This is a genomic window from Streptomyces sp. NBC_01808 (genome assembly GCF_035917395.1).
GTDB lineage: Bacteria > Actinomycetota > Actinomycetes > Streptomycetales > Streptomycetaceae > Streptomyces.
Map to the genome: position 1 here is coordinate 3,173,701 of NZ_CP109072.1, position 23,097 is coordinate 3,196,797.

A 23,097-nucleotide genomic window follows, 5' to 3' on the forward strand; every position below is an offset into this window, starting at 1 on the left:
CCCTCGGGATCTCTCTCCGGTACGCCAGGTGCGCCAGGTGCGCGGCCCGGTTACCGTCAGTTGTTGCGCACGCCCGGGGCGCGGAGCTTCGTGCTCCCCGGCTTCGCCGCGCGGCAGCCGTTCGCGATGCTGACCATGAGCATCGTGCTGCTCGTGGAGCACACGTCCGGCTCGTACACCCTGGCCGGCACGGTGGCCGCCGCGGCGGGTCTGTCCATGGCGTTCTGCGCCCCTGTCAGCGGCAAGCTCACGGACCGCTTCGGGCAGCGCGCGGTGCTGCTGCCGAGCGTGCTCCTGCACGCTGCCGCGGTGGCCCTCCTGAGCGTGCTCGCGCTGGCGGGTGCGCCGGGGTGGGCGCTGGTGGCCGCGGCGGTGCCGACGGGCGCGTCCATACCCCAGATCGGGCCGATGGTGCGGGCCCGTTGGTCGTATCTCTTGGCCGCCGGCCCGGATCCGCGCACCCCGCTGCAGCACACGGCGACGGCGTTCGAGTCGGTGACGGACGAGTTCACGTTCGTCGTCGGGCCGGTGCTCGCCGCGGCCCTGTGCACGGGGGTGCATCCGGCGGCGGGCCTGGTGGCGGAAGGGGTGCTGACGCTGGCCGGCGGGCTGCTGTTCGCGGCGCAGCGGCGGACGGCGCCGCCGGTGGGCCGCGCGGACCGCACGGGCCTGCCGCGCGGACGGCGGGCCTCCGCGCTGCGGGCGCCGGCGCTGCCGGTGCTGGTCGCGGCGTTCTTCGGGGTCGGCGCGGTCTTCGGCGGCATGCAGGTCTCGCTGACGGCGTTCAGCGAGTCGATCGGCCGCCCCGGGCTGAGCGGGGTCCTGTACGGGGTCTTCGCCGCCGGCAACATGCTCGCCGGGGTGGTCATCGGCGTGATCCACTGGCGCGGCCCGGCGCAGCGGCGCCTGCTCGTCGCGTACCCGCTGCTGGTCACCACCGCCTCGGCGCTGTGGGTGGTCGCGGGGCTGGAGTCGGCGGCGGCGCTCGGCGGGCTCGGCCTCGCGGTGGGCGTGTGCATCGCGCCGGCGCTGATCACGGGCTTCACGCTGGCGGATGCGCTGGTGCCCAAGCAGGCGCGCACCGAGGCGTTCACGTGGCTGACGGGCGCCGTCGCGCTGGGGCAGGCCGCGGCGACGACGGCGGCCGGGCGGCTGGCGGACGGCCCGGGCGCGAGGGCCGGGTTCCTCGTACCGCTGGCGGCGACCGCGCTCGCGTGCGCCACACTGCTGCTGCTCCGGCGGCGGCTGCGGCTGCGGCCCGCGGACAGCCACGGGGTGATCACGGCCCGTGGCGGCGGGCGCCCCGTACCGGCGCCGGTGGACTGACGGGCGGGAATGCTGCATGATGAAGCGTCGTTAGCACTCAACAGTTGAGAGTGCCAGGAGGAAGCACGTGCCGACCTATCAGTACCAGTGCACCGAGTGCGGCGAGGGCCTCGAAGCGGTGCAGAAGTTCACCGACGAGCCGCTGACGGTGTGCCCCGCCTGCCAGGGGCGGCTGCGCAAGGTGTTCTCCGCGGTCGGCGTCGTCTTCAAGGGCTCCGGGTTCTACCGGACGGACAGCCGCGGCGGTTCCGGCTCGGGTTCCGGGGGGTCGGGCTCCGGGTCGGGGTCGAGCGAGAAGAAGAGTTCCGAGTCGTCGACTTCCTCCTCTTCGTCGTCGTCCTCGTCTTCTTCCTCCTCCTCTTCGGGTTCGTCGTCTTCCCCGACGTCCTCGTCTTCTTCCTCTTCGTCGTCCTCCAAGTCGTCCAGCGGGACGTCCGCGGCCTGAGCGCCGCCGGGCCCGGCCGCGCGGTTATCGTTGCGGCATGGCTGATGCAGCGGCAGTACAGGCAGAGATCGGCGTCATCGGGGGCTCCGGGTTCTACTCGTTCCTCGACGACGTCACGGAGATCGCCGTCGAGACACCGTACGGGCCGCCCAGCGACTCGCTTTTCCTCGGCGAGATCGCGGGGCGGCGCGTCGCGTTCCTGCCCCGGCACGGCCGCAAGCACCACATCCCGCCGCACCGGATCAACTACCGGGCCAACCTGTGGGCATTGCGCTCCCTGGGCGTACGGCAGGTGCTGGGGCCGTGCGCCGTGGGCGGGCTGCAGCCGGAGCACGGGCCGGGCACGCTGCTCGTACCGGACCAGATGGTGGACCGTACGAAGTCGCGCGCGCAGACGTACTACGACGGCGAGCAACTGCCCGACGGCGCCACGCCGAACGTCGTGCACGTGAGTCTCGCCGACCCCTACTGCCCCACGGGGCGCGGGGCCGCACTGAAGGCCGCGCACGAGAGCGGCTGGGAGGCGGTCGACGGGGGGACGCTGGTCGTCATCGAGGGGCCGCGGTTCTCGACGCGGGCGGAGTCGGTGTGGCACCAGGCGCAGGGGTGGGCCGTGGTCGGGATGACCGGGCACCCGGAGGCGGTGCTGGCCCGTGAACTGGAGCTCTGCTACACGTCGATGACGCTGGTGACGGACCTGGACGCGGGCGCCGAGACGGGCGAGGGCGTCTCGCACGAAGAGGTGCTGGAGGTCTTCGCGGCGAACGTCGGGCGGCTGCGGGACGTGCTGTTCGACGCGGTGGGGCGGCTGCCGGCGACGGCGGACCGGAACTGCTTGTGTGCGGGTGCGCTGGCGGGGATGGACCCGGGGATCGAGCTGCCGTAGGGCGGTTTATCCGGGGCCGTAGGGGCGGTTTCCCCCGGGCCCGGGTGACGGGGTTATCCACAACTGGGGAGTTATCCACAGGCTGGAGCGGGGCGGGCGGGGATCGGGCAGAGTCGAGGGCGTCACGGAACGCGATCGACTCGTCACGAACAGGTGGTGGCCGCCATGTCTGCCCTGGCCCGTACTCTTCCCGGCTCTTCTCTGACTCTTTCTCCCGGCGCTGAGGCGGGCTTGCGGCACGGCAAGGCGGGGGCCGGTGGAGGCAACGGCCCGGCGGGGGCGGTGATTTCACGCGGGGGCGGCGGGGGCGCGGCGGGACCCGGCTCGTGGTCGGCGGCAGGACCGGGATCGTTGCCGCGTGGGGCGCCGCCGCCGGGCGGGGTGCCGGACTTCGAGCCGCTGCGGCCTGCGCGCGGGGCCCGGGTGCGGCGGGCGCTGGCGAGCCGCCGGCGGCTGGTGGCCGCCTTACTCGCGATGGCGGCAGCGGCCCTGGCCGCGGCGCCGCGCAACGACGCGGAAGACCCGCCGCCTGCCGCTGCGCCGGACGGCTCGGATGGGGAGGCTTCCGGGGATGTCACGGGCCCGGCGGCCGAGGGGCGGGACGGGGGCGGTAGCGGCGGCGGGGAGGTGCTGGCGCCGGTGCGGATCGCGGACGCGGGGGTGGTCGGGCTGCTGACGCCGGGTGATGTGGTGGACGTGCTGGCCGTGGATGCCGAGGACGGTGGCCCGGCGCGGGTCGTGGCACGGGCGGCGCGGGTGGCGGAGATCCCGGGGACGGCGGGGGCGCCGGATGCGGAGCAGGGGGCGGACGCGCCGGGGGCCGCGGAGACGGCGGGAGCGACGGGGTCACCCGAGTCGATAGAGGCGCCGGACGCGTCGGAAGAGGCGCCGGACGAGTGGGACTTGCCGGAGAGCCCGGAGACGGAGGTGCCGTCCGGAGCAGCGGGATTGACCGGGTGGGAGGACGGGACGCTGGTGGTGCTGTCCGTGCCGCGGTCCGCGGCTGCGGTCTTGGCCGGTGCGGCGGCCGGCGAGCGACTGGTGGTGACGCTGCGATGATGACAGTTGCGCGGATGGTCACCGGCATGAGTGGGAGGATTGGACAATCCTTCCGTATCTCTGCCATACCTTGCTGGGTCGACCGACCCGTCGAGAGTGAAGCGAGGAAGGGCATTGAGCACGCAGGGCGCCGGGAGCACCTCGGACAGTCAGGGCGTCATCGCCGGGTTCAAGCAGTTCCTGATGCGCGGGAACGTGATGGAACTCGCGGTCGCCGTCGTCGTCGGCGCGGCGTTCACGAGCATCGTGAACGCGGTGGTCAAGGGCGTCATCAACCCCGTCGTCGGCGTCTTCGGCTCGAAGAACCTCGACAGGTACCACTCGTGCTTCAGCGATGTCTGCACGACGAGCCCGGAGGGCGAGGTCACCGAGGGTATCGCGATCCTGTGGGGCCCGGTGCTGAGCGCGACGCTGACGTTCGTCATGACGGCGGCCGTCGTGTACTTCGCGATGATCCTGCCGATGAACAAGCTCAGGGAGCGGCAGGCGGCGAAGGCGCCGGTGGAGGAGACCCCCGCGGAGGCCACGGAGATCGAGCTGCTGACGCAGATCCGCGACGAGCTGGTGGCCCAGCGGAACGGCGCGACGCCGAACCGCGACGGCGGCACGCTTCCGTCGCAGAGGTAGCGCGCTTCCGGGCGGCCGTCCAGAAGCCGCGGGGTCGTCGCCGAGGCCCCGTGCGGGGTCAGATGTGGTGCGGCGGCTTCTCGTCGAGGAAGCGGGCCAGATCGGCGGCGCTCCCCTCGGCGGCGGGCCGCTCGCCCCAGCCCTCGTCGGTGTCGTCCCGGCTCGGCTGCGCCAGCGGATCGTCGAAGACGAGCGGGTTCTCGGGCTCGGTGCTCATAGCCCCCAGGGTACGGGGCCGCCCCGGACGCTGTGGCCCGTGCACGGCCGTGGGGCTTTGCCGCCGGGGTCCCGTGGGGTGGGCGGTTAAAGTGCGTCGCATGGGCGTGGACGGGATCACGGATGTGGCGGGGGTGCGGGTCGGGCACGCGTCGCGGGTCGGTGACGGGTGGCTGACCGGGACGACGGTGGTGCTCGCGCCGGGGGGTGGCGCCGTCGCCTCCGTGGACGTACGCGGGGGCGGCCCCGGCACCCGGGAGACCGATGCCCTCGACCCGCGCAACATCGTGCCGCGGGTGGAGGCGGTGGTGCTGACGGGCGGCAGCGCGTACGGGCTGGCTGCCGCCTCCGGCGTGATGGCCTGGCTGGAGGAGCAGGGCCGCGGCTTCCGGGTGGGGCCCGACCCGGCGCAGGTGGTCCCGGTGGTCCCGGCTGCGGCCCTGTTCGACCTGGGCCGCGGCGGGGACTTCCGGGCCCGCCCCGACGCCGCCATGGGCCGGGAGGCCGCCGCCGCGGCAGCGGCCTCCGCGTCCGGCGCCCCGGCCGCGCAGGGCAACGTCGGCGCGGGCACGGGCGCGGTGTGCGGGGCGATGAAGGGCGGCGTCGGTACGGCGAGCACGGTGTTGCCCTCCGGCACCACGGTCGCCGCGCTGGCGGTCGTCAACGCCGCCGGCTCGGGCCTCGACCCGACGACTGGCGCGCTGTACGCGGAGCTGCCCGGCGCGGCCGCGGGCGGACTGCCCGACGCTGAGGTCCATGCCGCCGCGTTGCGGCGGTTGGAGGCGGCTCGGGAGGAGACCGCGCGGCGGTTCGCCGCGTCGGCCCGGCCGCCGCTGAACACGACGCTGGCCGTCGTCGCCACGGACGCCGCGCTCGGCAAGGCGCAGGCGCAGAAGCTGGCCGGCTCCGCGCATGACGGGCTGGCCCGTGCCGTACGCCCCGCGCACCTGCTCTCCGACGGCGACACCGTGTTCGCCCTGGCCACCGGCGCCCGGCCGCTGCTGCCCCCGAACGCCGCCACCCCCGACCCGGCGTTCGCGGTCCACCAGGAAGCCGGCGCCCTCAACGAGGTCTTCGCGGCCGGCGCCGACACCCTCACCCGAGCCATGGCCAAGGCCCTCCGCACCGCGGAATCCATCGACGGCCCAGGCGGCATCTTCCCGTCCTACACCGACCTCTACGCCCCGGCCTGACAGCGGCCTTCTCTGCCCGGCCCGTCCGCCGCCCGTCGGGGGTTAGTTGCCGGTACGGCGACCGCTGCCAGCGGCGCCAGCGAACCCGGTCGACCGCGGCCGGGCCGCTTCGGACTCCGCGACCCGTACCACCGGGTGTCACCTTTCCACGGCAGGCGCGTTGGACGGACGAGACCACCACTCTCACGTCCCGGAAGCCCGCCAGCCGAGGAGTTCTTCTGCCCATGAGCGTACAGACGAGTGCGCTGGCCACCGCCGTGCTGGTGTGCATCGCGGCGAACACCTTCATCGCCGTCGCCGACTTCGCCAAGGCGGGGTTCGTGATGAAGAACTCCGCCGCCGTGCACACTCCCGCCGCCGCCCTGCCCTATCTCGCGGCGCTGAAGCTCGCCGGTGCGGCCGGGCTCGTTGTCGGGCTGGCGGCGGTGCCGTGGCTCGGGGTCGCCGCCGGGGTCGGGCTGACCCTGTTCTTCGTCGGGGCCGTCGTCGCGCACATCAGGGCGCGGGTCTTCCACAACATCGCGTTCCCCGGGCTGTATCTGCTCCTCGCCCTGGCGTCCGCCGCCTACATGACCGACGCCGCGATCGGCGCGTGATCCCGCCGGCCTCCCGGCATGGGGAAGCCCCCGATGCCGGGGGGAGACATCGGGGGCTGCTCGGGGTGGGCGGTCGGGCCGGCCGTCAGGCCGCGGACTCGAAGCCCGTGTCGCGGGCGAGCTTCTTCAGCTCGACCAGCGCGTGCTTCTCGATCTGCCGGATCCGCTCGCGGGTCAGGCCGTGCTGCTTGCCGACCTCGGTCAGCGTGCGCTCGCGGCCGTCCTCGATGCCGTACCGCGCCTTGATGATCGACGCCGTGCGCGGCTCCAGCCGGCCGATGAGGCCCTCCAGTTCCTCGCGGCGCATCATCACCAGGACGGAGTCCTCCGGCGAGTCCGCGCCGGTGTCCTCCAGCAGGTCGCCGAACTGGGTCTCGCCCTCGTCGTCCACCGACATGTTGAGGCTGACCGGGTCGCGGGCCCAGTCCAGGACGTCCGTCACGCGCTCAGGCGTCGAGCCCAGCTCGGCGGCGACCTCGGCGGGCTCCGGCTCACGGCCGTGCTCGCGGTTGAACTCGCGCTGTACGCGCCGGATACGGCCCAGTTCCTCGACGAGGTGGACGGGGAGCCGGATCGTCCGGGACTGGTCGGCGATGGAGCGGGTGATGGCCTGGCGGATCCACCACGTGGCGTACGTGGAGAACTTGAAGCCCTTCTTGTAGTCGAACTTCTCGACGGCGCGCACCAGGCCGGCGTTCCCCTCCTGGATCAGGTCGAGGAGCGGCAGCCCGCTGCGCGGGTAGCGGCGGGCGACGGCGACGACCAGGCGGAGGTTCGAGCGGATGAAGAGGTCCTTGGCACGCTCGCCCTGGGCCACGATCGCTTCGAGTTCCTCCCGGTTCGCCGACGCGCTCGGCGCGTCCACCGCCTCGGGCTTCGCCTCGCCGGCGAGCAGCTTCTCGGCGTAGACGCCGGCCTCGATGTCCAGGGAGAGCTCGACTTCCTTCGCGGCGTCGAGCAGCGGCGTCCGCGCGATCTCGTCGAGGTACATCCCGACGAGGTCGCGGTCAGCGATCTCGCCGCTCTTGGCGCGAGCGCCGCGAGCGCTGCTTGCCCCGCCGGCCGGGGTCTCGGCCTGGCGGCGGGCGACGGCACGGGTTGCCATGCATACTCCCTTGCGAGTGAGTTCCTCACCGGTGGTCGACACCTACCGGGTGTCCGTTTCACCCTGTCCAACGCAGAGAATCAGGACAGAATTCCCTTCGGGTGCCCCGATTTTCGTGATCTTGCAGTATCCTGCGCCGCCTCAAGGCAGGCTCAGGGCGCCGCACGGTGCGCGGTACGGGCCGGAGAGGGCCTGGTCAGGCCGGGCGGCCGGCGGGCGACGGCGGCCCGGGCCGGTGTCGGCCGCCGCTGATCCGCGAGATGCCCGTCACGTCCGGCATCGTGGCCTCCCCCCTGGGCAGCGCCGTCCTGGGCCGCCCTCCCCCTGTGAAGACGGCGCGCGGGGCCTTCTGGTTGCTCCCGCGGCCGGAAAGTGCGGGTGGGCGCCTGGGCCCGTAGACCTACGGGGACCTAGGGCCCGCGGCCGTTACGGACCGGCGGCGGCGCACGTAGCGTCCCCGGCATGGAGAAGAGCCGTGAGGACGCGCGTACGGAGACGGGCCACACCCGGGAGGACAGCCGCACCCGGGACGACAGCGGGGTGCTCGACGAGGCCCTGGAGCGGCTGCACGCCGCGGGGCCCGAGCGGCAGGGCTGGCTGACGAACCACGGCCCGATGGCCGTCGAGGCCCTGGTGCACGGCGACCGGGCGGCGACCGTGCACCGCTGGCTGGACCGCTACCGGGACAAGCTGGAGGACATGCCGCCGCCGGCCCGGCCCATCGACCCCGCCGCCTGGCGCGAGGCGCTCGGCGATCCGGCCCGGCTCGGGGACTGGCCGGCGTACTTCGCACGGGAGCTGGACGCCCGGCCGTGGCGCGACGTGCTGGCGGAGTGGTGGCCGCGGCTGCTCCCCGGGCTGGCCGGCGCCGCGACGCACACCGTGATCCGCGCGGGCCATGCCGTACGGACCCTCCAGGACACCGAGGCCGCGGGCCACGCCCCCGCCGGCCCCCGCGTCACCGAGCTGGCGCACGCCCTGGGCTACTGGGCCGCCCGCTACGCCCGCCTGCCCAGCGCCCCCGTCCCGACCGGCACCGCGGACCCTGACGCCGCGCTGGCCGCCGTTCCCGCCGTGCCCGCGCAGGCCGGCGGCATCCGCGAGCGGCTGGCGCAGCTCACCCCGGAGTCGACGCCCGGCTGGCCGGCGGCGGTGAGCGCCCTGGCCCCGGCGCGCACCCCCGAGGAGGCCCGCGAGGCGCTGGCCGGGTTGGTACGGGCCGCGGTCCACCGCTATGCGGCGTACGGCCACGGCGAGCCGGTGATGCTGGTACACGCGGCGACCGCCCCGAACGCCGTGCTCCGCGCCCTGCCCGCGCTCCCCCGCGACCTGTGGGTCCCGAGCTACGCGGCCGCCTGGGCGGCGAGCGCCGCCGTCACCGCCGCGTACGGACCGGCCGCCCCGCTGCCGCAGGACCGCATCCCGGCGCCGCCGGCCGGGGACGCGGCAACCGCCGCCGACGAGCTGCTGACCCGGGCGGCGGCGCACGGGGACGAGCACACGATCAAGTTCGTCGACACCGCGCTGGACGTCGGCGACGACACCGCGCGCGTGGCCGCGCTGCAGTCCGTCGCGCTCATCGACCCGGCGTTCTGAACCGGGCGCACGCGAGCATCCAGCCGAGCGCGGGTATGGTTGAAGTCTAAACTTCAAGGGACCGGAAGGCGGCGACCCACCCATGTCCACCATGCCCGCGCTCTATCTCTCCCACGGCGCCCCGCCGCTCGCCGACGATCCCGTCTGGCCGGCCGAGCTGGCCGCCTGGGCCGCGGACCTGCCCCGCCCGCGCGCCGTCCTCGTGGTCTCCGCGCACTGGGAGGAGGCCCCCGTCGCCCTCGGCGCCACCACCACGGTCCCGCTGGTCTACGACTTCTGGGGCTTCCCCGAGCACTACTACCGCGTCCGCTATCCCGCCCCCGGCGCCCCCGAGCTGGCCGAGTCCGTACGCAAACTGCTGCGCTCCCCCGGCGAGAGCGTGCAGGACTTCCCCGACCGCGGCCTCGACCACGGCGCGTACGTGCCGCTGGTGGAGATGTACCCGGACGCCGACATCCCCGTGCTCCAGCTCTCCATGCCGACCCTCGACCCCGAGCGGCTGCTCGCGCTCGGCCGCCGGCTCGCGCCGCTGCGCGCGGAGGGCGTACTGATCGTCGGCAGCGGCTTCTTCACCCACAACCTCGCCGCGCTGCGGCACACCGGGGACGGGCCGCCCGCGTGGTCCGCGGAGTTCGACGCCTGGGGCCGCGAGGCGCTGGCGGCGCAGGACGTGGACGCGCTGCTGGACTTCGTGCGCAAGTCGCCCGCAGGCCGGCTGGCCCACCCCCGTACCGAGCACTTCGCCCCGCTGTTCGTCACCCTCGGCGCCGCCGAGGACGACCTGCAGACCCAGCGCAGCGTCATCGACGGCTTCTGGATGGGGCTGGCCAAGCGCTCCCTCCAACTGGGCTGAGCGAGACGGCGGCAGCGGACAAAAGACCCAGGCATGGCGAAGGCCCCTTCCCGTCCCCCCGAGGAACGGAAAGGGGCCTTCGCTAGCCCTGAACTCTCCTTTGAGTCAGTGCACTAGCGCGGTCAGTGGACCATCACCGGCGCCTGCACCTCGTCCGACGTACCGGCGTCCTTGCCGTCGCCGACCGTCTCGTGCCCCGACTGGGCCCGGGCGGTGACGAGGGTGTACGCAATGGCGGCGGAGACCACGAGGATGCCGACCGCCCACCAGATCGCGGTCGAGTAGCCGTGCACGGCCGCGGAGTTCGCGAAGCCCTCGCGGCCCAGGGTGCGGGCCTCGGAGGCGTGCGAGGAGATCCAGTCGGTCGTCGCACTGGCGGCGATCGTGTTCAGCAGCGCGGTGCCGATGGCGCCGCCCACCTGCTGCGAGGTGTTGACCATCGCCGAGGCGACGCCCGAGTCACGCGGCTCGACCCCGAAGGTGGCCAGGGACATGGCCGGCATGAACGCCGTGCCGAGACCCAGGCCCAGCAGGATGAGGCCGGGCAGGACGACCGCGGCGTACGAGCTGCCCGGCTCCATCTGGGCCAGCAGCAGCATGCCGAGGGCGCCGACGAGGAAGCCGGGCACCAGCAGCAGCCGCGGCTGCACGCGGGTCATCAGCCGGGCGCCGATCTGGGTCGAGCCGATGATCATGCCCACGATCATCGGAAGGAACGCCACGCCGGTCTTGACCGGGGTGTAGCCCTTCACGACCTGCAGGTAGTAGGTGAGGAACAGGAAGACGCCGAACATCGCGATGACCGCGAGGCCGAGCGAGAGGTAGACGCCCCCGCGGTTGCGTTCCAGCAGGACGCGCAGCGGCAGGAGCGGGCTCTTGACCCGGGACTCCACCGCCACGAACGTGGCCAGCAGCACCACGGACGCGACGAACATGACCAGCGTCAGGGTGTCGGTCCAGCCCTCCGACTCGGCCCGGGTGAAGCCGTACACCAGCGCCACCAGACCGGTGGTCGCCAGCAGCACGCCCGGGATGTCGAGCGGGGAGCGGTTCCGGCTGCCCTTCGGGTCGTGGATGGTGGCCATCGCACCGAGGACCGCGACGATCGCGAACGGGATGTTCACGAAGAACGTCCAGCGCCAGTCCAGGTACTCGGTCAGCACGCCGCCGAGGATCAGGCCGACGGCGCCGCCACCACCGGCGATGGCGCCGTAGATGCCGAACGCCTTGGCGCGCTCCTTGCCGTCGGTGAAGAGGACCGCGAGCAGCGACAGGGCCGCGGGCGCGAGCAGCGCGCCGAAGACGCCCTGGAGGGCGCGGGCGCCGAACATCATGGCCTGCCCGGTCGCGGCGCCGCCGAGCGCGGAGGCGACCGCGAAGCCGACGAGGCCGGTGATGAAGGTGCGCTTGCGGCCCCAGAGGTCGGCGATGCGGCCGCCGAAGAGCAGCAGGCCACCGAAGGCGAGCGCGTAGGCCGTGATGACCCACTGGCGGTTGGCGTCGGAGATGCCGAGGTCCTCCTGGGCGGAGGGCAGCGCGATGTTCACGATGGTCGCGTCGAGGACGACCATCAACTGAGCCACAGCGATGAACGCGAGGGCTTTCCAGCGCCTCGGATCAGGCTGCAGTGCCGTTTCTGGCATGGGGGTACCCACCATTCGAGTTCAGGGTTGATCTTGGTACGAATCAGAACGAACCGGTGCTCATCACCGCACAGGGCTCGGAAACAGAGAGTCTCGATGATCAGAACAGACTCACCGCTCGCGGATCACCTCATTTACGTGCCCTTCTGCCGCAAAGCCTCGAACGTAGCGGCGCTGCCGGACAGCGTTGACCTGGCCGGATTCATCAGCCCGTCGAGGAACAGCTCCAGATGCCGGTGCATATACGTGTCGAACCCCACACCGCACTCCAGGCCCGGCAGCGGCCGGGTGAGCTGGGCGAGCGCGACCATCAGGTCGCCGACGCCCACGTCCGACCGGAGCGTGCCCTCGGCGCGGGCCCGCGCCATCAGGTTCTCCAGCGCGGTGTCGAGCCGCTCGCGCATGCCGATCACCTCGGGCGCCGCGTGGTCGAAGCCGTCGACGAGCAGCGGGCACAGCGACCCGATCCGCTCGTCGGCACCCCGGTGCACGAAGCCCCGCAGCGCCTCGAACGCCTCCGTGTCCTCGGCGAGCGCGGCCTCCGCCAGGTCGGCGATGCGGCGCATGGACTCCAGGGTCACCTGGAGGATGAGCTCGCGGCGGTCGGCGAAGTTCCGGTAGACCGTCGCGTTGCCGACGCCTGCGCGGCGGGCGATCTCGTCGAGCGGGACGTCCGGGCCCCACTCCACGAACGCCTCCCGGGCGGCGTCGATGATCCGTTCACGGTTGCGGGAGGCGTCGGCCCGCATGCGCGGCTGCCGCTGCCCGGTGAGCGTGGCACCCTTGCCCCTGCCCATGGTTGCCTCCCTGGTGGCTTCCGGGGAATCACTCCCCGCTTCCTTCGGACACCAGCTAAACGGGGAAGCACTCCCCGCTATTTCCCGGCTTCGCTGTGATCTGCGCCACGCGGGCGTACGGCCCAGGGCCGGACGCCCTCGCGCGCCCCGGCACCGATAACTTGGGGCACGTACCGTCTTTCGCTCCAGACTCGGAGGCTGACCGCCATGGCAACCACCCGCACCGCGAAGACCCACTGGGAGGGCAACCTGCTCGAGGGCAAGGGGACCGTCGCCCTCGAGTCCTCCAAGATCGGCACCTACGACGTGAGCTGGCCGGCCCGCTCCGCCGAGCCCGGCGGCAAGACCAGCCCCGAGGAGCTGATCGCGGCGGCGCACTCGGCGTGCTACTCCATGGCCTTCTCGCACGGCCTGGCCGGCAAGGGCCACACCGTGGAGTCCCTGGACACCAGCGCCGACGTGACGTTCCAGCCCGGCGAGGGCATCACCGGCATCGTGCTGACGGTGCGCGCGACCGTGCCGGGGCTGTCCGAGGAGGAGTTCCAGGCCGCCGCCGAGGACGCCAAGAAGAACTGCCCGGTGAGCAAGGCGCTGGCGGGCGTCGAGAACATCACGCTCAACGCCGAACTGCTGGCCTGAGCGGACGCCGTACGCACCCTGCGGCCCGGCTGCGCAGGCAGCGGGGCCGCGGTCGATCGCCCGGTCGGCGCCTCGGCGCGGACCGGGCGATCGTGTGCCGGCACCCCCGTCAGGTCGTGCCCGACGGGTCCGGCGAGGTGGAGTCGTCCGGGCAGGGGGACGCGCCCGGGTCGTCGCCGGGGCTCGACGAGGGGGTCTCGCCGGGGCCGGCGGAGCAACTGTCGCTGGGGTCCGGGTCGCCGGGGTCGCCCGTGCCGCCGCCGGGGTCGCCGCCCGGGTCGCCGCTGCCGCCCGGGTCGCCGCCCGGGTCGCCGCTGCCGCCCGGGTCGCCGGAACCGCCGGTCTCGCCCGGGTCGCTGGGGCTGGGGCCCGGGTCGCCGCCGCCCGGATCGCCGCCGGGGTCGCCCGTACCGCCCGGGTCGCCGGACCCGCCGGAGTCACCCGTACCGCCGGATCCGCCCGTGCCGCCGGATCCGCCCGTGCCGCCCGAGCCCCCGGAACCGGAACCGCCGGAACCGCCGTCCGAAGGACTCGGCCGCGGCCCGACCACGATCCCGCCGCCGGGACCTTCGGAACCGCCGCCCGGCGTCTTCCTGCTCCCCTCCTCCGGTACGGAACGGGGGTTGCCCGCGCCGGAGCTGGCCGGCAGCACGCCCGTGCCGTCCGGCACCGCGTGCACGCCGGAGCGGTAGAAGCCCAGCCAGGCCAGCACGGTGTCGAGGTAGTCCCGCGAGTAGTTGTAGCTGAGGATCGCCCGGTCCAGGTCGGCGGCCACCGTCAGGTCCCGGTTGCCCGCGCACAGGTAGTGCCCTGCCGCCAGCGTCGCGTCGTAGACGTTGTCCGGGTCGGAGCGCCCGTCGCCGTTGCCGTCCGCGGCCCACCCCGCCCACGTCGACGGGATGAACTGCATCGGCCCCACGGCCCGGTCGTAGCCGGTGTCGCCGTCGTAGCGGCCGCCGTCGGTGTCCGAGATGTTCGCGAAGCCGTTGCCGTCGAGGACCGGCCCGAGGATCGGGGTGAGGGTGGTGCCGTCCGCGTCGACGGCGCCGCCGCGGGCGTGCCCGGACTCCACCTTGCCGATGGCGGCCAGCAGTTCCCACGGCAGCCCGCAGCCGGGATCGCCGACCGCGAGCCGCCGCTCCGCCTTCCGGTACGCGTCGAGCACGGTCGCGGGGACGCCGGACTGCTGCTCGATCACCGCGGGCGGCGTCGGCTGCGTGCTGACGATCGGGTCCATGCCCTGCAGCGGCGGGATCTCGGTGTGGTACTGCCCGTCGCCCGGCGTCCCCGGCGGCAGCACGGGCGCGGTGTCGAGCCGGTCCTCCGCCCCGCCGCCGCCGGCCGCCCGGTCGGCCTCGTCGCCGGGGGCCTGCGAGGCGGTCAGCGCGACCATCGCCGCCGCCGCGAGCGCCGCCGTCGCCACGCTGTGGCGCATCCTGCTGAGTGAAGCCATGGACCTGCCTCCCGGCGAAGTCGAGGGTTGCGGTTGCCGTGGTCGTGGTGCGCGGCGGCGGTCGTGCTCGCCTCGTGCCCGGGCCGTCAGCCGAAGGTGTCGATGTTCGAGATCCGCCACCTGCCGTCGTCCTTCACCGCGTCCACCGCGACCATCGCGGCGCCGTACGACGTCTCGTCCGTGTCCGTACGGGTGTTGCGCTGGTCGGCGAAGACCAGCACGCGGGCCGCGCCGCCGTCGGCCAGCTCCACCGCCGAGTCGGTCACGGTGGTGGTGAGGACGAGCTTCTGCGACGGTGCCTGCTCGCGGACGTCCGCGAGCATCTGCCGGTGCTGGGCGACGGCCTTGCCGGTGAGGTACGTACGGGCCGCCTTCCGGTTCTCGTCGAGGTCGGTGTAGTCGACGGAGAACACCGCCTCCACCGCCTCGCCGACGCCGCCCTTGATCTCGCTGGTCAGCGGCGCGTCCACGAGCGCGGCGTTGTCGGCCGCGGGATCGCCGCCCCCGCTCGCCTGCACGGCGGCGAAGGCCGCGAAGCAGCCGAGCAGCACGGCGGCGGCGCCCAGCACCGCGGCAAGCCGCCCGCCGCGCGGGGGCGTCGAGGCGCCGATACGGTCCCCGGCGGTACGGTCCCGGGCACCGGGCCGCGACCTGCGGGCCGGCGCCGGGGTCTGCTTCCCCGCGGGCTCCGCAGGACGGGCCGCGGTCCTGCTCCCGGGCCTGGCCCGCACGGCCGCCGCGGGCTGCCGCCGGGCCGGCTTCCGCGCCTCCTCGGCGGGAGGTGCGGTGCGGCGGCGCCGGTTGATCAGGTGGCGGGTGGTCGACATCTGTGCGGTCCTCTCCGGAAGTTCACTGCCCGGCTTCGCCGGCCCGGCCCGAGTCCGAGCCCGATCCCTGGCCGGTGCCCTGCGCTGCGCCCCGGCCGGACCCCTCGCCCGCGTCCCCGCCCGCGGAGTCTCCCGCGGGCGCCTGCCCGAGGGCGCTGAGCTTCCAGCCGTCGCCGGTGCGGGTGACCTCGCCGAGCATCCGGCTCTCCTTGGCCTGCGGCTTCTCCCCGGGCGCGGCGACCGTGATACGGACCGCGACCAGCACGTCCGCCCGGCCGGCCCGGTCGTCCAGCTCGGTGAGCGCCGCCGACAGCACCTCGGCCGTGGTCACGGTCTCCGCCTTCGCCACCTCCTTCTCGAACCCCTCGCGCCCCTGCCGCAGTTGGGCGAGGAGTTCGCCGGTGGCGGACGCCTCCCAGCGGTCCAGGCCCTCGTCGAGATCGCGGTGGTCGAGGGTGTTGAGGTTCGTCACAGCCTGCCGGGCGGCGGCCAGCGCGTCGTCCCGGGAGGCGGCGAAGTCCGCCGCGTCGTCGTGCGCGGCCGCGTACCAGGAGGTGCCGGCCCACGCCGCGAGCACCGCCGCCAGCGCGGCCGCCACGAGGGCCAGCGTCAGCAGGGGGTTCTTCCTCAGGCTCACGTCGATCCGCCCTTTCGCTAGCGGGACTTCAGGTCGGTGATGCGCCACTGCCCGTCCTGGCGCTCGGCGGTCACGGAGAGCTGTGCGCCGACGCTCGTCGGGTCCTTGCCCTTGCGTTCGGTGATCTGGTCGAGGAGGACGAGCAGCGTGGCGTCGTCGCCGTCGAGCCGGATCACCCCGGCGCGTACGACGTGGGTCGTCAGCGTCAGCTCCTGGGCGACGACCCGCTGCCGGATCCGGCCGAAGAGCTGCCGGTACTGCTCGCGGGCGCGTCCGGCGAGGAGTTCGTCGGCGTCCCGCGCGGTGACGCCGGGGTCTTCCGGCGCGTACGAGAACACCTTGCTCAGCGCGTTGCTGACGTCGCCTGCGACGGCGGCGGTGCCGGAGGAGTCGGTGAGCGCCCTGTTGGCCAGCGCGTCGTCGCCGTTGAGGCGGGCTGCCTGGACGAGGAGTCCGGTGCCGGCGAGGAGCAGCGCGACCAGCGCCGCGACCCCGGCGGCCCGCCAGCGGCGCCGGGCGGCGGCGGATCCCGTACGGCCCTCACCGCCGGACTCGCCGGACTCGGCCTCGGCGGACTCCGCCGCATCCCGCTCGCGCGCGTCGACGGCCACGCCCGCCGTGCTCCCGCTGTCGCTGTCCCGGCTCATGAATCGCTCCCCTCCACCGTGATCGCGGTGAGCGACGCGATCTTCCAGCCGTCCCCCGTCCGCTCCAGGCCCGCCTCGAACCGCTTGCGGTCCGTACGCTCCCCGTCCGCCCCGCCGCTCGTCTCCACCCGCACCGTGGCCAGGGCCTTCGCCGTGCCCGCGCGCGTGTCCAGCTCGGTGACGGCGGCCTCCGTGACCGTCGCGCGGGCCGTGACCCCCGCGCGGTCGAAGGCGTCGGCGCTCGCGGCCCGCGACCGGCGCAGGTCCTCGTGCAGCGGTCCTGTGGTGGCGTCCTGCCAGCGCGCCAGGCCCGCCTCGGGGTCGGCCGCGTCGATACTGTTGAGCGTCCCGATGTGCTCCTGGCCCGCGGCCAGCACGCGGTCGCGCTCGCGGCCGAAGTCCAGTTCTTCGCGGGTCGCGGCGGCGGCGTAGCGCCAGGCGGAGAAGCCGGCGAAGGCGAGGACCAGCGCGACGGCGAGTGCGGCGACGAGCGTCCGCCGCGGCGGGGCGCTGCGGACGTACGGGAGTCGGGGGCTCATCGCGCCTCCTTCAGGCCGAGCAGCCCGGCCATGTCGGTGGGCCCGTCGCCGACCGCGGGCAGCCCGAGCGCGCCGGGCAGGGCTCCGGGCGCGGCGCGGGTGCCCGGCCGGTCGTCGGCGAGTCCCGAGCCGGGCCTGGCTGGCTCGGGCACCCCGCCGCCGCCCGGGGAGTGCGCGGAGCCGCGGACGTTGACGCCGCTCGACGCCGGGGCGGTGCAGTGGGCGGCGGTGTTGAAGCCCGCCGGGCTGGTCTTGAGGCCGTTGCGGTACGTCGTGGATCCGTACCCCTGGGTGCAGGGCAGCGGGTCGAAGAAGCTGAGCGCCATGCCGAAGCGGGCGCCGTCGGAGGTGATGGCGGTGGAGCCGGCGGCGGCCACCTGCGGCAACTGGACGAGCAGTTGCTCCAGGCCGTCCTGCCGGGTGACCGCGATCTCCGAGGTGGTCAGCAGGTTCGCGAGCAGGATACTCAGGCTCGGGTCGAGGTCGCGCAGCAGCCCGGTGACCTGGCTCGCGGCGCCGGGGCCCGCCTCGACGACGCGGCGCAGGTCGCCGTCGGAGCGCTTGAGCTGCGCGGTCAGCTCCTCGGCGCCCTTCGCGAACTCCTGGAGCGCCTCGCCGGAGTCGTTCTGCGTGCGCAGCACCGTCTCGCCGTCGATCATGAGCCGGGTGCTGTACGGCAGCGCCGCGTCGGCGGCCCGGATGAACTCGCTGCCGGTGTCGAGGAGCCGCTGGAGGTTGTCGCCCTGCCCGGCGAGGGCGTCGCCGAGTTCGTCTACGACGGTGCGCAGCTCGCCGGTGTCGACGGAGGTGGCGAAGGAGTCGACGCTGGTGAGGAGGTTGGTGACGGGCGCGGGCGTCGCGGTGTGCTGGCGGCCGACGACGGCGCCGTCGGCGAGGTACGGGCCGGAGTCGGCGGCGGGCTTGAGGTCGATGTACTGCTCGCCCACGGCGGAGTAGTTGGCGACGTCGGCCGACAGGTCGGTGGGGATCGGCGGGGCCGAGTCGCGGATCTGCAGCTCGGCCTCGACGCCCGTGCCGGTCAGCTCGACCGACCCGACGCGCCCGACCGACACCCCGCGGTAGGTGACCTCCGCGTGCGGGAACAGCCCGCCGGTCTCGGCGAGTTCGACGCGCACCGTGTAGTAGTCGCGCATGCCGACGTAGCGGCCGAGATCGGCGTAGCGCACGCCGACGTAGCCGATGACGAGCACCGCGACGAGGGCGAACACGATGTTCTTGACGATGACGGACCTGGTGATCACCGGCCCTCACCCCCGGGCGACTCGCTGCCGGACGCCGGCGGCGACTCCGGCTCCGTGGCGGACGGGCTGCCCGGCGGCGACCCCGACGGCGTGCCGGCGCCGTCGGACGGGCCGCCGCCGGGAGAGGCGGACCCCGTATCCCCGGGGCCCGTGTCGTCCGGCGCCGGACCGCCCGGGTCCGGGGACGCCGACGGGTCGGCACCCGGCGGCGTCGGTCCCACGGACGGGAGCGGCAGCGGCAGCGCGAGGGCGGTGCCGGGCGGGGCGGCGCGCGGGTCGACGGTGGTGCTCGGCCCGGTGGAGCCGGGCACGGACTCCTCGGTCAGCGGCGGGATCAGCTCCGTGCCCCGAGGGGCGGTGACGCCGAGGTAGATGTTGAGGTAGTCGCCCTTGACGCCGCGCAGCACCTCGTCGGTGAAGGGGTACGTGAGCAGCACCTCCAGCGAGGCGGGCAGCGCCTGCCCGGCGTCGGCGAAGTTCTTCAGCACCTTGCCCAGGGCCCTGAGGTCGGCGATCATGTCCTCTTTGCTCGCGTCGATGGTCTCCACCGCGACGTCGGAGAGCCGGTCGAGCGAGCGCAGCATGGTGACCAGCGCGCCGCGCTGCTCCTCCAGCACCTTCATGCCGGGGCTGAGGTCGTCGAGGATGACGCCGATCTCCGTCTTGCGGGTGGCGAGGGTGGCGGACAGCCGGTTGACGCTGTCGAGCGCGTCGGTGATGCCGTCCTTGTTGTCGTCGAGGCTCGTCATCAGGGTGTCGACGCGCTTGAGCATGGAGCGGACCTGCGGCTCGTTGCCCTGGAGCGCGTTGTTCAGCTCCCGGCTGATGGTGCGCAGTTGCTCGATGCCGCCGCCGTTGAGGAGCATCGACAGGGCGCCGAAGACCTCCTCGACCTCCGGGTTGCGGTTGGTGCGCGCGAGCGGGATGTCGGTCTTGCCGTCGTCGGGGAGGACCGCCGTGGTCACGTCCCCGGGGGCGGTGCCGAGGTCGCCCGCCTGCTGCGCGTCGACCTGCTTCTCCTCGGGCGGGGCGATCAACTGGACGTACTTCTCGCCCAGCAGGCTCGACTGCTCGATCCGGGCGTACGCGCCGGCCGGCAGCCGCACGTCGCCGTTGACCTTCATGGTGACCACGGCGGTCCACCGGTCGTCGGCGACCTCGATGTCGGTGACCCGGCCGACGGCAACGTCGTTGACCCGTACCGAGGACTGCGGCACGAGGCTCAGCACGTCCTCGAACTCGGCGGTGACCTCGTACGGGTGGCCGCCGAGGTCGGCGCCGCCGGGCAGCGGCAGGTCCTGGATGCCGGTGAACTCGACGTCCGCGGACTCGTAGACCTCCCTCACCACCAGCGGCGAGGCGATGACGAGCGCGGCGGCCACGACCCCGGCGACCGTCTTGACGTGCCAGTTCATCGCCCGCCTCCCTGTTCCGGCGTGCCGTAGACGTCGCCGACCGCGGGCAGCGGCAGCCCGGGCAGCTCCTCCTGCCGCTCCGCGGGCGCCGGTACGAGCCCCTCGCGGCCGGTGGCGCTGCCGCCGCCGTCCTCCGCCAGACCGGCGTCCGGCGGGCCGCCCATGCTCAGCTCGTTGAGGTTGCCGCGGCCGTCGATGGTGCGCTTGCCGGGGTTGTAGGCGCGCAGCAGGTTGTCGGTGGCCAGCGGCGCGGCGTCCAGCGCTTCGGCGAGCGAGGCGCGGTTGTCCACGAGGATGCGGGTCAGCTCGGCGAGCTTGTCGACGTTGGCCTTGAGCCGGCCGCGGTTGTCCTTGATGAACCCCTGCACCCTGCCGAGCGCCTTGCCCAGCTCCTCCAGCGCCGCGGCCAGTTCGTCCTTGTCCTCGGCGAGGAAGGTGCCGACGTCGGCGAGCTGCTGCTCGGCGTCGCGCACCTGCTGGTCGTTCTCCTTCAGCATGGTGGTGAAGGACTGGAGGTTCTCGATCGTGCCGAAGAGATCGCCGCTGCGGCCGGAGAGCGTCTGGGCGGCGTCGCCGAACCGGTCGATGCTGTCGCCGATCTCCTTGCCGTTGCCCTCCAGGTTGCGGGCGCCGGTTTCGAGCAGCTTGCTCAGCTCTCCGGTGGCGTTGGCGCCGTCGGGGCCGAGGGCGTCGCTGAGGTCGGTGAGGGAGGCGTACAGCTCGTCGATCTCCACCGCGGTCGCGGTGCGCTCGACGGGGATCTCGTCGCCGTCGGCGAGTTCGGGCCCGCCGGAGTAGGCGGGGCTGAGCTGCACGTAGCGGCCGGAGACCACGCTCGGCGCGATGACCGCCGCCTGCACGTCGGCGGGCGCCTGCACGCCGTGGTCCAGGGTCAGCTCGACGCGCACCCGGTCGCCCTCGGGCTCGACGGAGTCGACGGTGCCGACCTTGACGCCCAGGATCCGCAGGTCCGAGCCGCCGTACAGGCCGACTCCGGAGTCGAAGTAGGCGGTGACCTCCTTGCCGTCGGGGCCCGTCAGCGCCCGTACGCCCCAGATACCTGCGGCCGACAGCACCGCCGCGGTCACCAGCAGCGCGAGGGGTCTGCGGCCCCCCAGCCGGCCGGCGGCGGCGCGGATCCGCCGGAACGCGCCCGTTCCAGGCCGTCGCATCATCGGCCCCCCTTCGGCTTGGGCGGCAGGCACCCGCGGTCCGGGACTACGTCCGGCGCGTACTCCCGCGGCACGAGCCCGCACAGATAGCTGTCGAACCAGCGGCCGCTGCCGAGGGTGTTGCCGACGAGCCGGTAGTACGGACCGGCCGTGGCCAGCGCCTTGTCGAGGTTCTTCTCGTTGGCCTGGAGCACGCCGGTGACCCGGTCGAGGGCGTCGAGCGTCGGGCCGATCTGCTCCTCGTTCTCCTCCACCAGCCCGTCCAGCTCCTTCGCCAGGTCGCGGGTGCCGGTGAAGAGGGCGTGGATCGCGTCGCGCCTGGCGCGTACCTCCGCGAGCAGGTCGTTGCCGTCCTTCAGCAGCGTCTCGAACGTGTCGTTCTGGTCCTTCAGCGTCTTGGTGATCTCGTCGCTGCCGGACAGCAGCCGGGCCAGTTCCGCGTCCCGGGAGGAGATCGTCTGCGACAGGTCCGCCAGCCCGTTCGCCGCCTTGCGCACGTTCGGCGGGGTGTCCTCGAAGGTCTCCGAGATCACCTCGAAGCTCTCCGCGAGCGCCGTGGTGTCCAGCTCGCCGACGGTGGACGACAGGTCCTGGAACGCCTGCGTCACGTCGTACGGGGACGTGGTGCGCTCGACCGGGATCGGCTGGCCGGCGTCCTGCCGGACGCTGCCCAGCGGATCCACGGCCAGGTACTTCTCGCCGAGCAGCGTCTCGATGGCGATGGCGGCGATGGACCGGTCGCCGATCCAGGCGTCGCGCACCGTGAAGTCGACCGCGACCCTGGGCCCGTCGAGCCGGACCTCGTCGACCTCGCCCACCTTCACGCCCGCCACCCGCACCTCGTCACCGGAGCGCAGCCCGGCGGCCTCGGAGAAGTGGGCGGTATAGGAGGTACCGCCGCCGACGCCCGGCAGCGCGTCGGCGCGGTACGCCGCGAACCCGCCCAGGGCGAGGACCAGCAGCCCCACCAGCGCCACGGCGATGGGGTTGCGTTCGCGTACCGGCTTCAGCCGAGGCACTCTCATCGCTCACACCTCGGCGGCTGGACCGTGATCCCGGTCGGCGGCTCGCTGCCGTCGGACATGCTCACGCCCGTCACCCGCGCCTCGCAGAGATAGAGGTTGAACCAGGAGCCGTACGAGGCCAGCCGCCCCAGCGTCGCCATCTTCACCGGGGTCTGTTCGAGGAACTCCTCCACCAGCGGCACGTTGTCCGCCAGCCGCCCGGCGACCCGGCCGGCCTGGTGGATGTCCTCCTTCAGCGGGGCGCGCCCGTCGCGTACGAGACCGGCGGTGGTGGCCGTCAGTTCGCCCATCGCGTCGACGGCGCGGAAGAGCGGCTTGCGGTCGTCGGAGAAGCCGGACACCAGGTCCTGGAGGGTCACGAGCAGGTCGTTGAACTCCTTCTCGCGGGTGTTGACGGTCTCCACCACCTCGGTGAGGTTGTCGATGACCTCGCCGATCACCTGGTCCTTGGCGGCCAGCGTGCTGGTCAGCGAGCCGACCGTCTCGACGAGGCTGTCGACCGTCCCGCCCTGCCCCTGGAGCACCTGGACGATCTCGTTCGCGAGCTGGTTGGTGTCCCGCGGCGACAGCCCCTGGAACAGCGGCTGGAAGCCGTTGAACAGCTCGGTGAGGTCGAGCGCGGGCCGGGTGCGCTCCAGCGGGATCGTGCCGCCGGGTGCGAGCGACCGCCCCACCGGGCCCTCGCCCTGCTCCAGGTCGATGTAGCGCTGGCCGACCATGTTGAGGTACTTCACGGAGGCGTTGACGGAGGCGGGCAGCTCACGCCCTTCGCGTACGGTGAACTCCACCCGCGCGTACCGCCGTCCGCTCAGCTCGATGGACTCGACCTCGCCGACCTTCACGCCCGCCACCCGCACGCTGTCGCCCTCGACCAGGCCGGTCACGTCGGTGAACCGGGCGCTGTAGCCGTCGGTGGGGCCGACGCCGGTGTTGGCGATGGAGAAGGCGAGCGCGGTGGTGGCGAGCGCGGTGACCACGACGAAGACGAGGGACTTCACGAGGGGGCCGGCGAGGCTTCTTCTGGTCACCTGATACCTCCGAGGATGCACCGGCCTTTGACACCACACCCTCCGTAGCGTGTACGATCAACTACGCTAAGCGAGAACCAAGCTGGCATCGTGCGTAGCGAGAACCAAGCG

General features: G+C 73.6%; 23 protein-coding genes and 1 pseudogene. 10 read left to right on the forward strand and 14 right to left on the reverse strand.

Annotated elements, in window-relative coordinates; all coding sequences use genetic code 11:
- Nucleotides 1-60 precede the first annotated feature (60 nt).
- From OG946_RS13535 to mscL, 5 genes are all read left to right on the forward strand, one after another.
- Nucleotides 61-1,326, forward strand: a complete 1,266-nt coding sequence (locus OG946_RS13535) for an MFS transporter (RefSeq protein WP_326796360.1) — start codon at nucleotides 61-63, stop codon at nucleotides 1,324-1,326.
- 67 nt (nucleotides 1,327-1,393) lie between these two features.
- Nucleotides 1,394-1,771, forward strand: a complete 378-nt coding sequence (locus OG946_RS13540; RefSeq protein WP_326796361.1) for an FmdB family zinc ribbon protein — start codon at nucleotides 1,394-1,396, stop codon at nucleotides 1,769-1,771.
- 37 nt (nucleotides 1,772-1,808) lie between these two features.
- A complete protein-coding gene (locus tag OG946_RS13545; protein ID WP_326796362.1) occupies nucleotides 1,809-2,657 on the forward strand; it encodes an S-methyl-5'-thioadenosine phosphorylase in 849 nt (282 codons plus the stop codon).
- A gap of 351 nt (nucleotides 2,658-3,008) precedes the next feature.
- Nucleotides 3,009-3,716, forward strand: coding sequence for a hypothetical protein (locus OG946_RS13550; RefSeq protein WP_326796363.1), 708 nt, complete (start codon nucleotides 3,009-3,011; stop codon nucleotides 3,714-3,716).
- 114 nt (nucleotides 3,717-3,830) lie between these two features.
- Nucleotides 3,831-4,343, forward strand: a complete 513-nt coding sequence (gene mscL / locus OG946_RS13555; protein ID WP_326796364.1) for a large conductance mechanosensitive channel protein MscL — start codon at nucleotides 3,831-3,833, stop codon at nucleotides 4,341-4,343.
- A 58-nt stretch (nucleotides 4,344-4,401) separates the two neighbouring features.
- On the opposite strand, the gene OG946_RS36080 is transcribed toward mscL, so the two are convergent.
- Complete coding sequence (locus OG946_RS36080) at nucleotides 4,402-4,560, reverse strand: hypothetical protein (protein ID WP_018839180.1); 159 nt, start codon at nucleotides 4,558-4,560, stop codon at nucleotides 4,402-4,404.
- A gap of 100 nt (nucleotides 4,561-4,660) precedes the next feature.
- On the opposite strand from OG946_RS36080, the gene OG946_RS13565 reads away from it, so the two are divergent.
- Both OG946_RS13565 and OG946_RS13570 read left to right on the forward strand, forming a co-directional pair.
- On the forward strand, nucleotides 4,661-5,752 hold the full coding sequence (locus OG946_RS13565) for a P1 family peptidase (RefSeq protein ID WP_326796366.1): 1,092 nt from the start codon (nucleotides 4,661-4,663) through the stop codon (nucleotides 5,750-5,752).
- A 224-nt stretch (nucleotides 5,753-5,976) separates the two neighbouring features.
- Nucleotides 5,977-6,348, forward strand: a complete 372-nt coding sequence (locus tag OG946_RS13570; protein WP_326796367.1) for a DoxX family protein — start codon at nucleotides 5,977-5,979, stop codon at nucleotides 6,346-6,348.
- 85 nt (nucleotides 6,349-6,433) lie between these two features.
- Here OG946_RS13570 and OG946_RS13575 read toward each other — a convergent pair whose 3' ends face one another.
- Nucleotides 6,434-7,453, reverse strand: coding sequence for a sigma-70 family RNA polymerase sigma factor (locus OG946_RS13575; RefSeq protein ID WP_326796368.1), 1,020 nt, complete (start codon nucleotides 7,451-7,453; stop codon nucleotides 6,434-6,436).
- A 462-nt stretch (nucleotides 7,454-7,915) separates the two neighbouring features.
- On the opposite strand from OG946_RS13575, the gene OG946_RS13580 reads away from it, so the two are divergent.
- Nucleotides 7,916-9,049, forward strand: coding sequence for a questin oxidase family protein (locus OG946_RS13580; protein ID WP_326796369.1), 1,134 nt, complete (start codon nucleotides 7,916-7,918; stop codon nucleotides 9,047-9,049).
- Nucleotides 9,050-9,131: 82 nt separating this feature from the next.
- A complete protein-coding gene (locus OG946_RS13585) occupies nucleotides 9,132-9,902 on the forward strand; it encodes a dioxygenase family protein (RefSeq protein WP_326796370.1) in 771 nt (256 codons plus the stop codon).
- A 122-nt stretch (nucleotides 9,903-10,024) separates the two neighbouring features.
- Here OG946_RS13585 and OG946_RS13590 read toward each other — a convergent pair whose 3' ends face one another.
- Both OG946_RS13590 and OG946_RS13595 read right to left on the reverse strand, forming a co-directional pair.
- Nucleotides 10,025-11,545, reverse strand: coding sequence for an MFS transporter (locus tag OG946_RS13590; protein ID WP_326796371.1), 1,521 nt, complete (start codon nucleotides 11,543-11,545; stop codon nucleotides 10,025-10,027).
- A gap of 134 nt (nucleotides 11,546-11,679) precedes the next feature.
- On the reverse strand, nucleotides 11,680-12,342 hold the full coding sequence (locus OG946_RS13595; protein ID WP_326796372.1) for a TetR/AcrR family transcriptional regulator: 663 nt from the start codon (nucleotides 12,340-12,342) through the stop codon (nucleotides 11,680-11,682).
- Between the two features lie 207 nt (nucleotides 12,343-12,549).
- Between OG946_RS13595 and OG946_RS13600 the strand changes: the two genes are divergently transcribed.
- Entirely contained in the window at nucleotides 12,550-12,981 is a 432-nt protein-coding gene (locus OG946_RS13600; RefSeq protein ID WP_326796373.1) for an OsmC family protein, read from the forward strand.
- A 109-nt stretch (nucleotides 12,982-13,090) separates the two neighbouring features.
- On the opposite strand, the gene OG946_RS13605 is transcribed toward OG946_RS13600, so the two are convergent.
- The 10 genes and pseudogenes from OG946_RS13605 to OG946_RS13650 all read right to left on the reverse strand — a co-directional run bounded on the left by OG946_RS13605 (nucleotide 13,091) and on the right by OG946_RS13650 (nucleotide 22,986).
- Nucleotides 13,091-14,434: a lytic transglycosylase domain-containing protein gene (locus OG946_RS13605; RefSeq protein ID WP_326796374.1), complete on the reverse strand. Its 1,344-nt coding sequence runs from the start codon at nucleotides 14,432-14,434 to the stop codon at nucleotides 13,091-13,093.
- Nucleotides 14,435-14,520: 86 nt separating this feature from the next.
- Nucleotides 14,521-15,261: a hypothetical protein gene (locus OG946_RS13610; RefSeq protein WP_326796375.1), complete on the reverse strand. Its 741-nt coding sequence runs from the start codon at nucleotides 15,259-15,261 to the stop codon at nucleotides 14,521-14,523.
- Nucleotides 15,262-15,376: 115 nt separating this feature from the next.
- A pseudogene (locus OG946_RS13615) lies at nucleotides 15,377-15,904 on the reverse strand (hypothetical protein); the annotation flags it as partial.
- 11 nt (nucleotides 15,905-15,915) lie between these two features.
- A complete protein-coding gene (locus tag OG946_RS13620; RefSeq protein ID WP_326796377.1) occupies nucleotides 15,916-16,545 on the reverse strand; it encodes a nuclear transport factor 2 family protein in 630 nt (209 codons plus the stop codon).
- Nucleotides 16,542-17,084: a hypothetical protein gene (locus OG946_RS13625; RefSeq protein ID WP_326796378.1), complete on the reverse strand. Its 543-nt coding sequence runs from the start codon at nucleotides 17,082-17,084 to the stop codon at nucleotides 16,542-16,544. The genes OG946_RS13620 and OG946_RS13625 overlap by 4 nt, the downstream gene beginning before the upstream one ends.
- Complete coding sequence (locus OG946_RS13630) at nucleotides 17,081-18,346, reverse strand: MlaD family protein (RefSeq protein WP_326796379.1); 1,266 nt, start codon at nucleotides 18,344-18,346, stop codon at nucleotides 17,081-17,083. The genes OG946_RS13625 and OG946_RS13630 overlap by 4 nt, the downstream gene beginning before the upstream one ends.
- Entirely contained in the window at nucleotides 18,343-19,761 is a 1,419-nt protein-coding gene (locus OG946_RS13635) for an MCE family protein (RefSeq protein WP_326796380.1), read from the reverse strand. The genes OG946_RS13630 and OG946_RS13635 overlap by 4 nt, the downstream gene beginning before the upstream one ends.
- Nucleotides 19,758-20,933: an MCE family protein gene (locus OG946_RS13640; protein WP_326796381.1), complete on the reverse strand. Its 1,176-nt coding sequence runs from the start codon at nucleotides 20,931-20,933 to the stop codon at nucleotides 19,758-19,760. Before OG946_RS13640 ends, OG946_RS13635 begins: the two co-directional genes overlap by 4 nt.
- On the reverse strand, nucleotides 20,933-21,958 hold the full coding sequence (locus tag OG946_RS13645) for an MCE family protein (RefSeq protein WP_326796382.1): 1,026 nt from the start codon (nucleotides 21,956-21,958) through the stop codon (nucleotides 20,933-20,935). Before OG946_RS13645 ends, OG946_RS13640 begins: the two co-directional genes overlap by 1 nt.
- Nucleotides 21,955-22,986 (reverse strand): MCE family protein, encoded by a 1,032-nt coding sequence (locus OG946_RS13650; protein ID WP_326796383.1) that lies wholly within the window; start codon nucleotides 22,984-22,986, stop codon nucleotides 21,955-21,957. The genes OG946_RS13645 and OG946_RS13650 overlap by 4 nt, the downstream gene beginning before the upstream one ends.
- Between the last annotated feature and the right edge of the window lie 111 nt (nucleotides 22,987-23,097).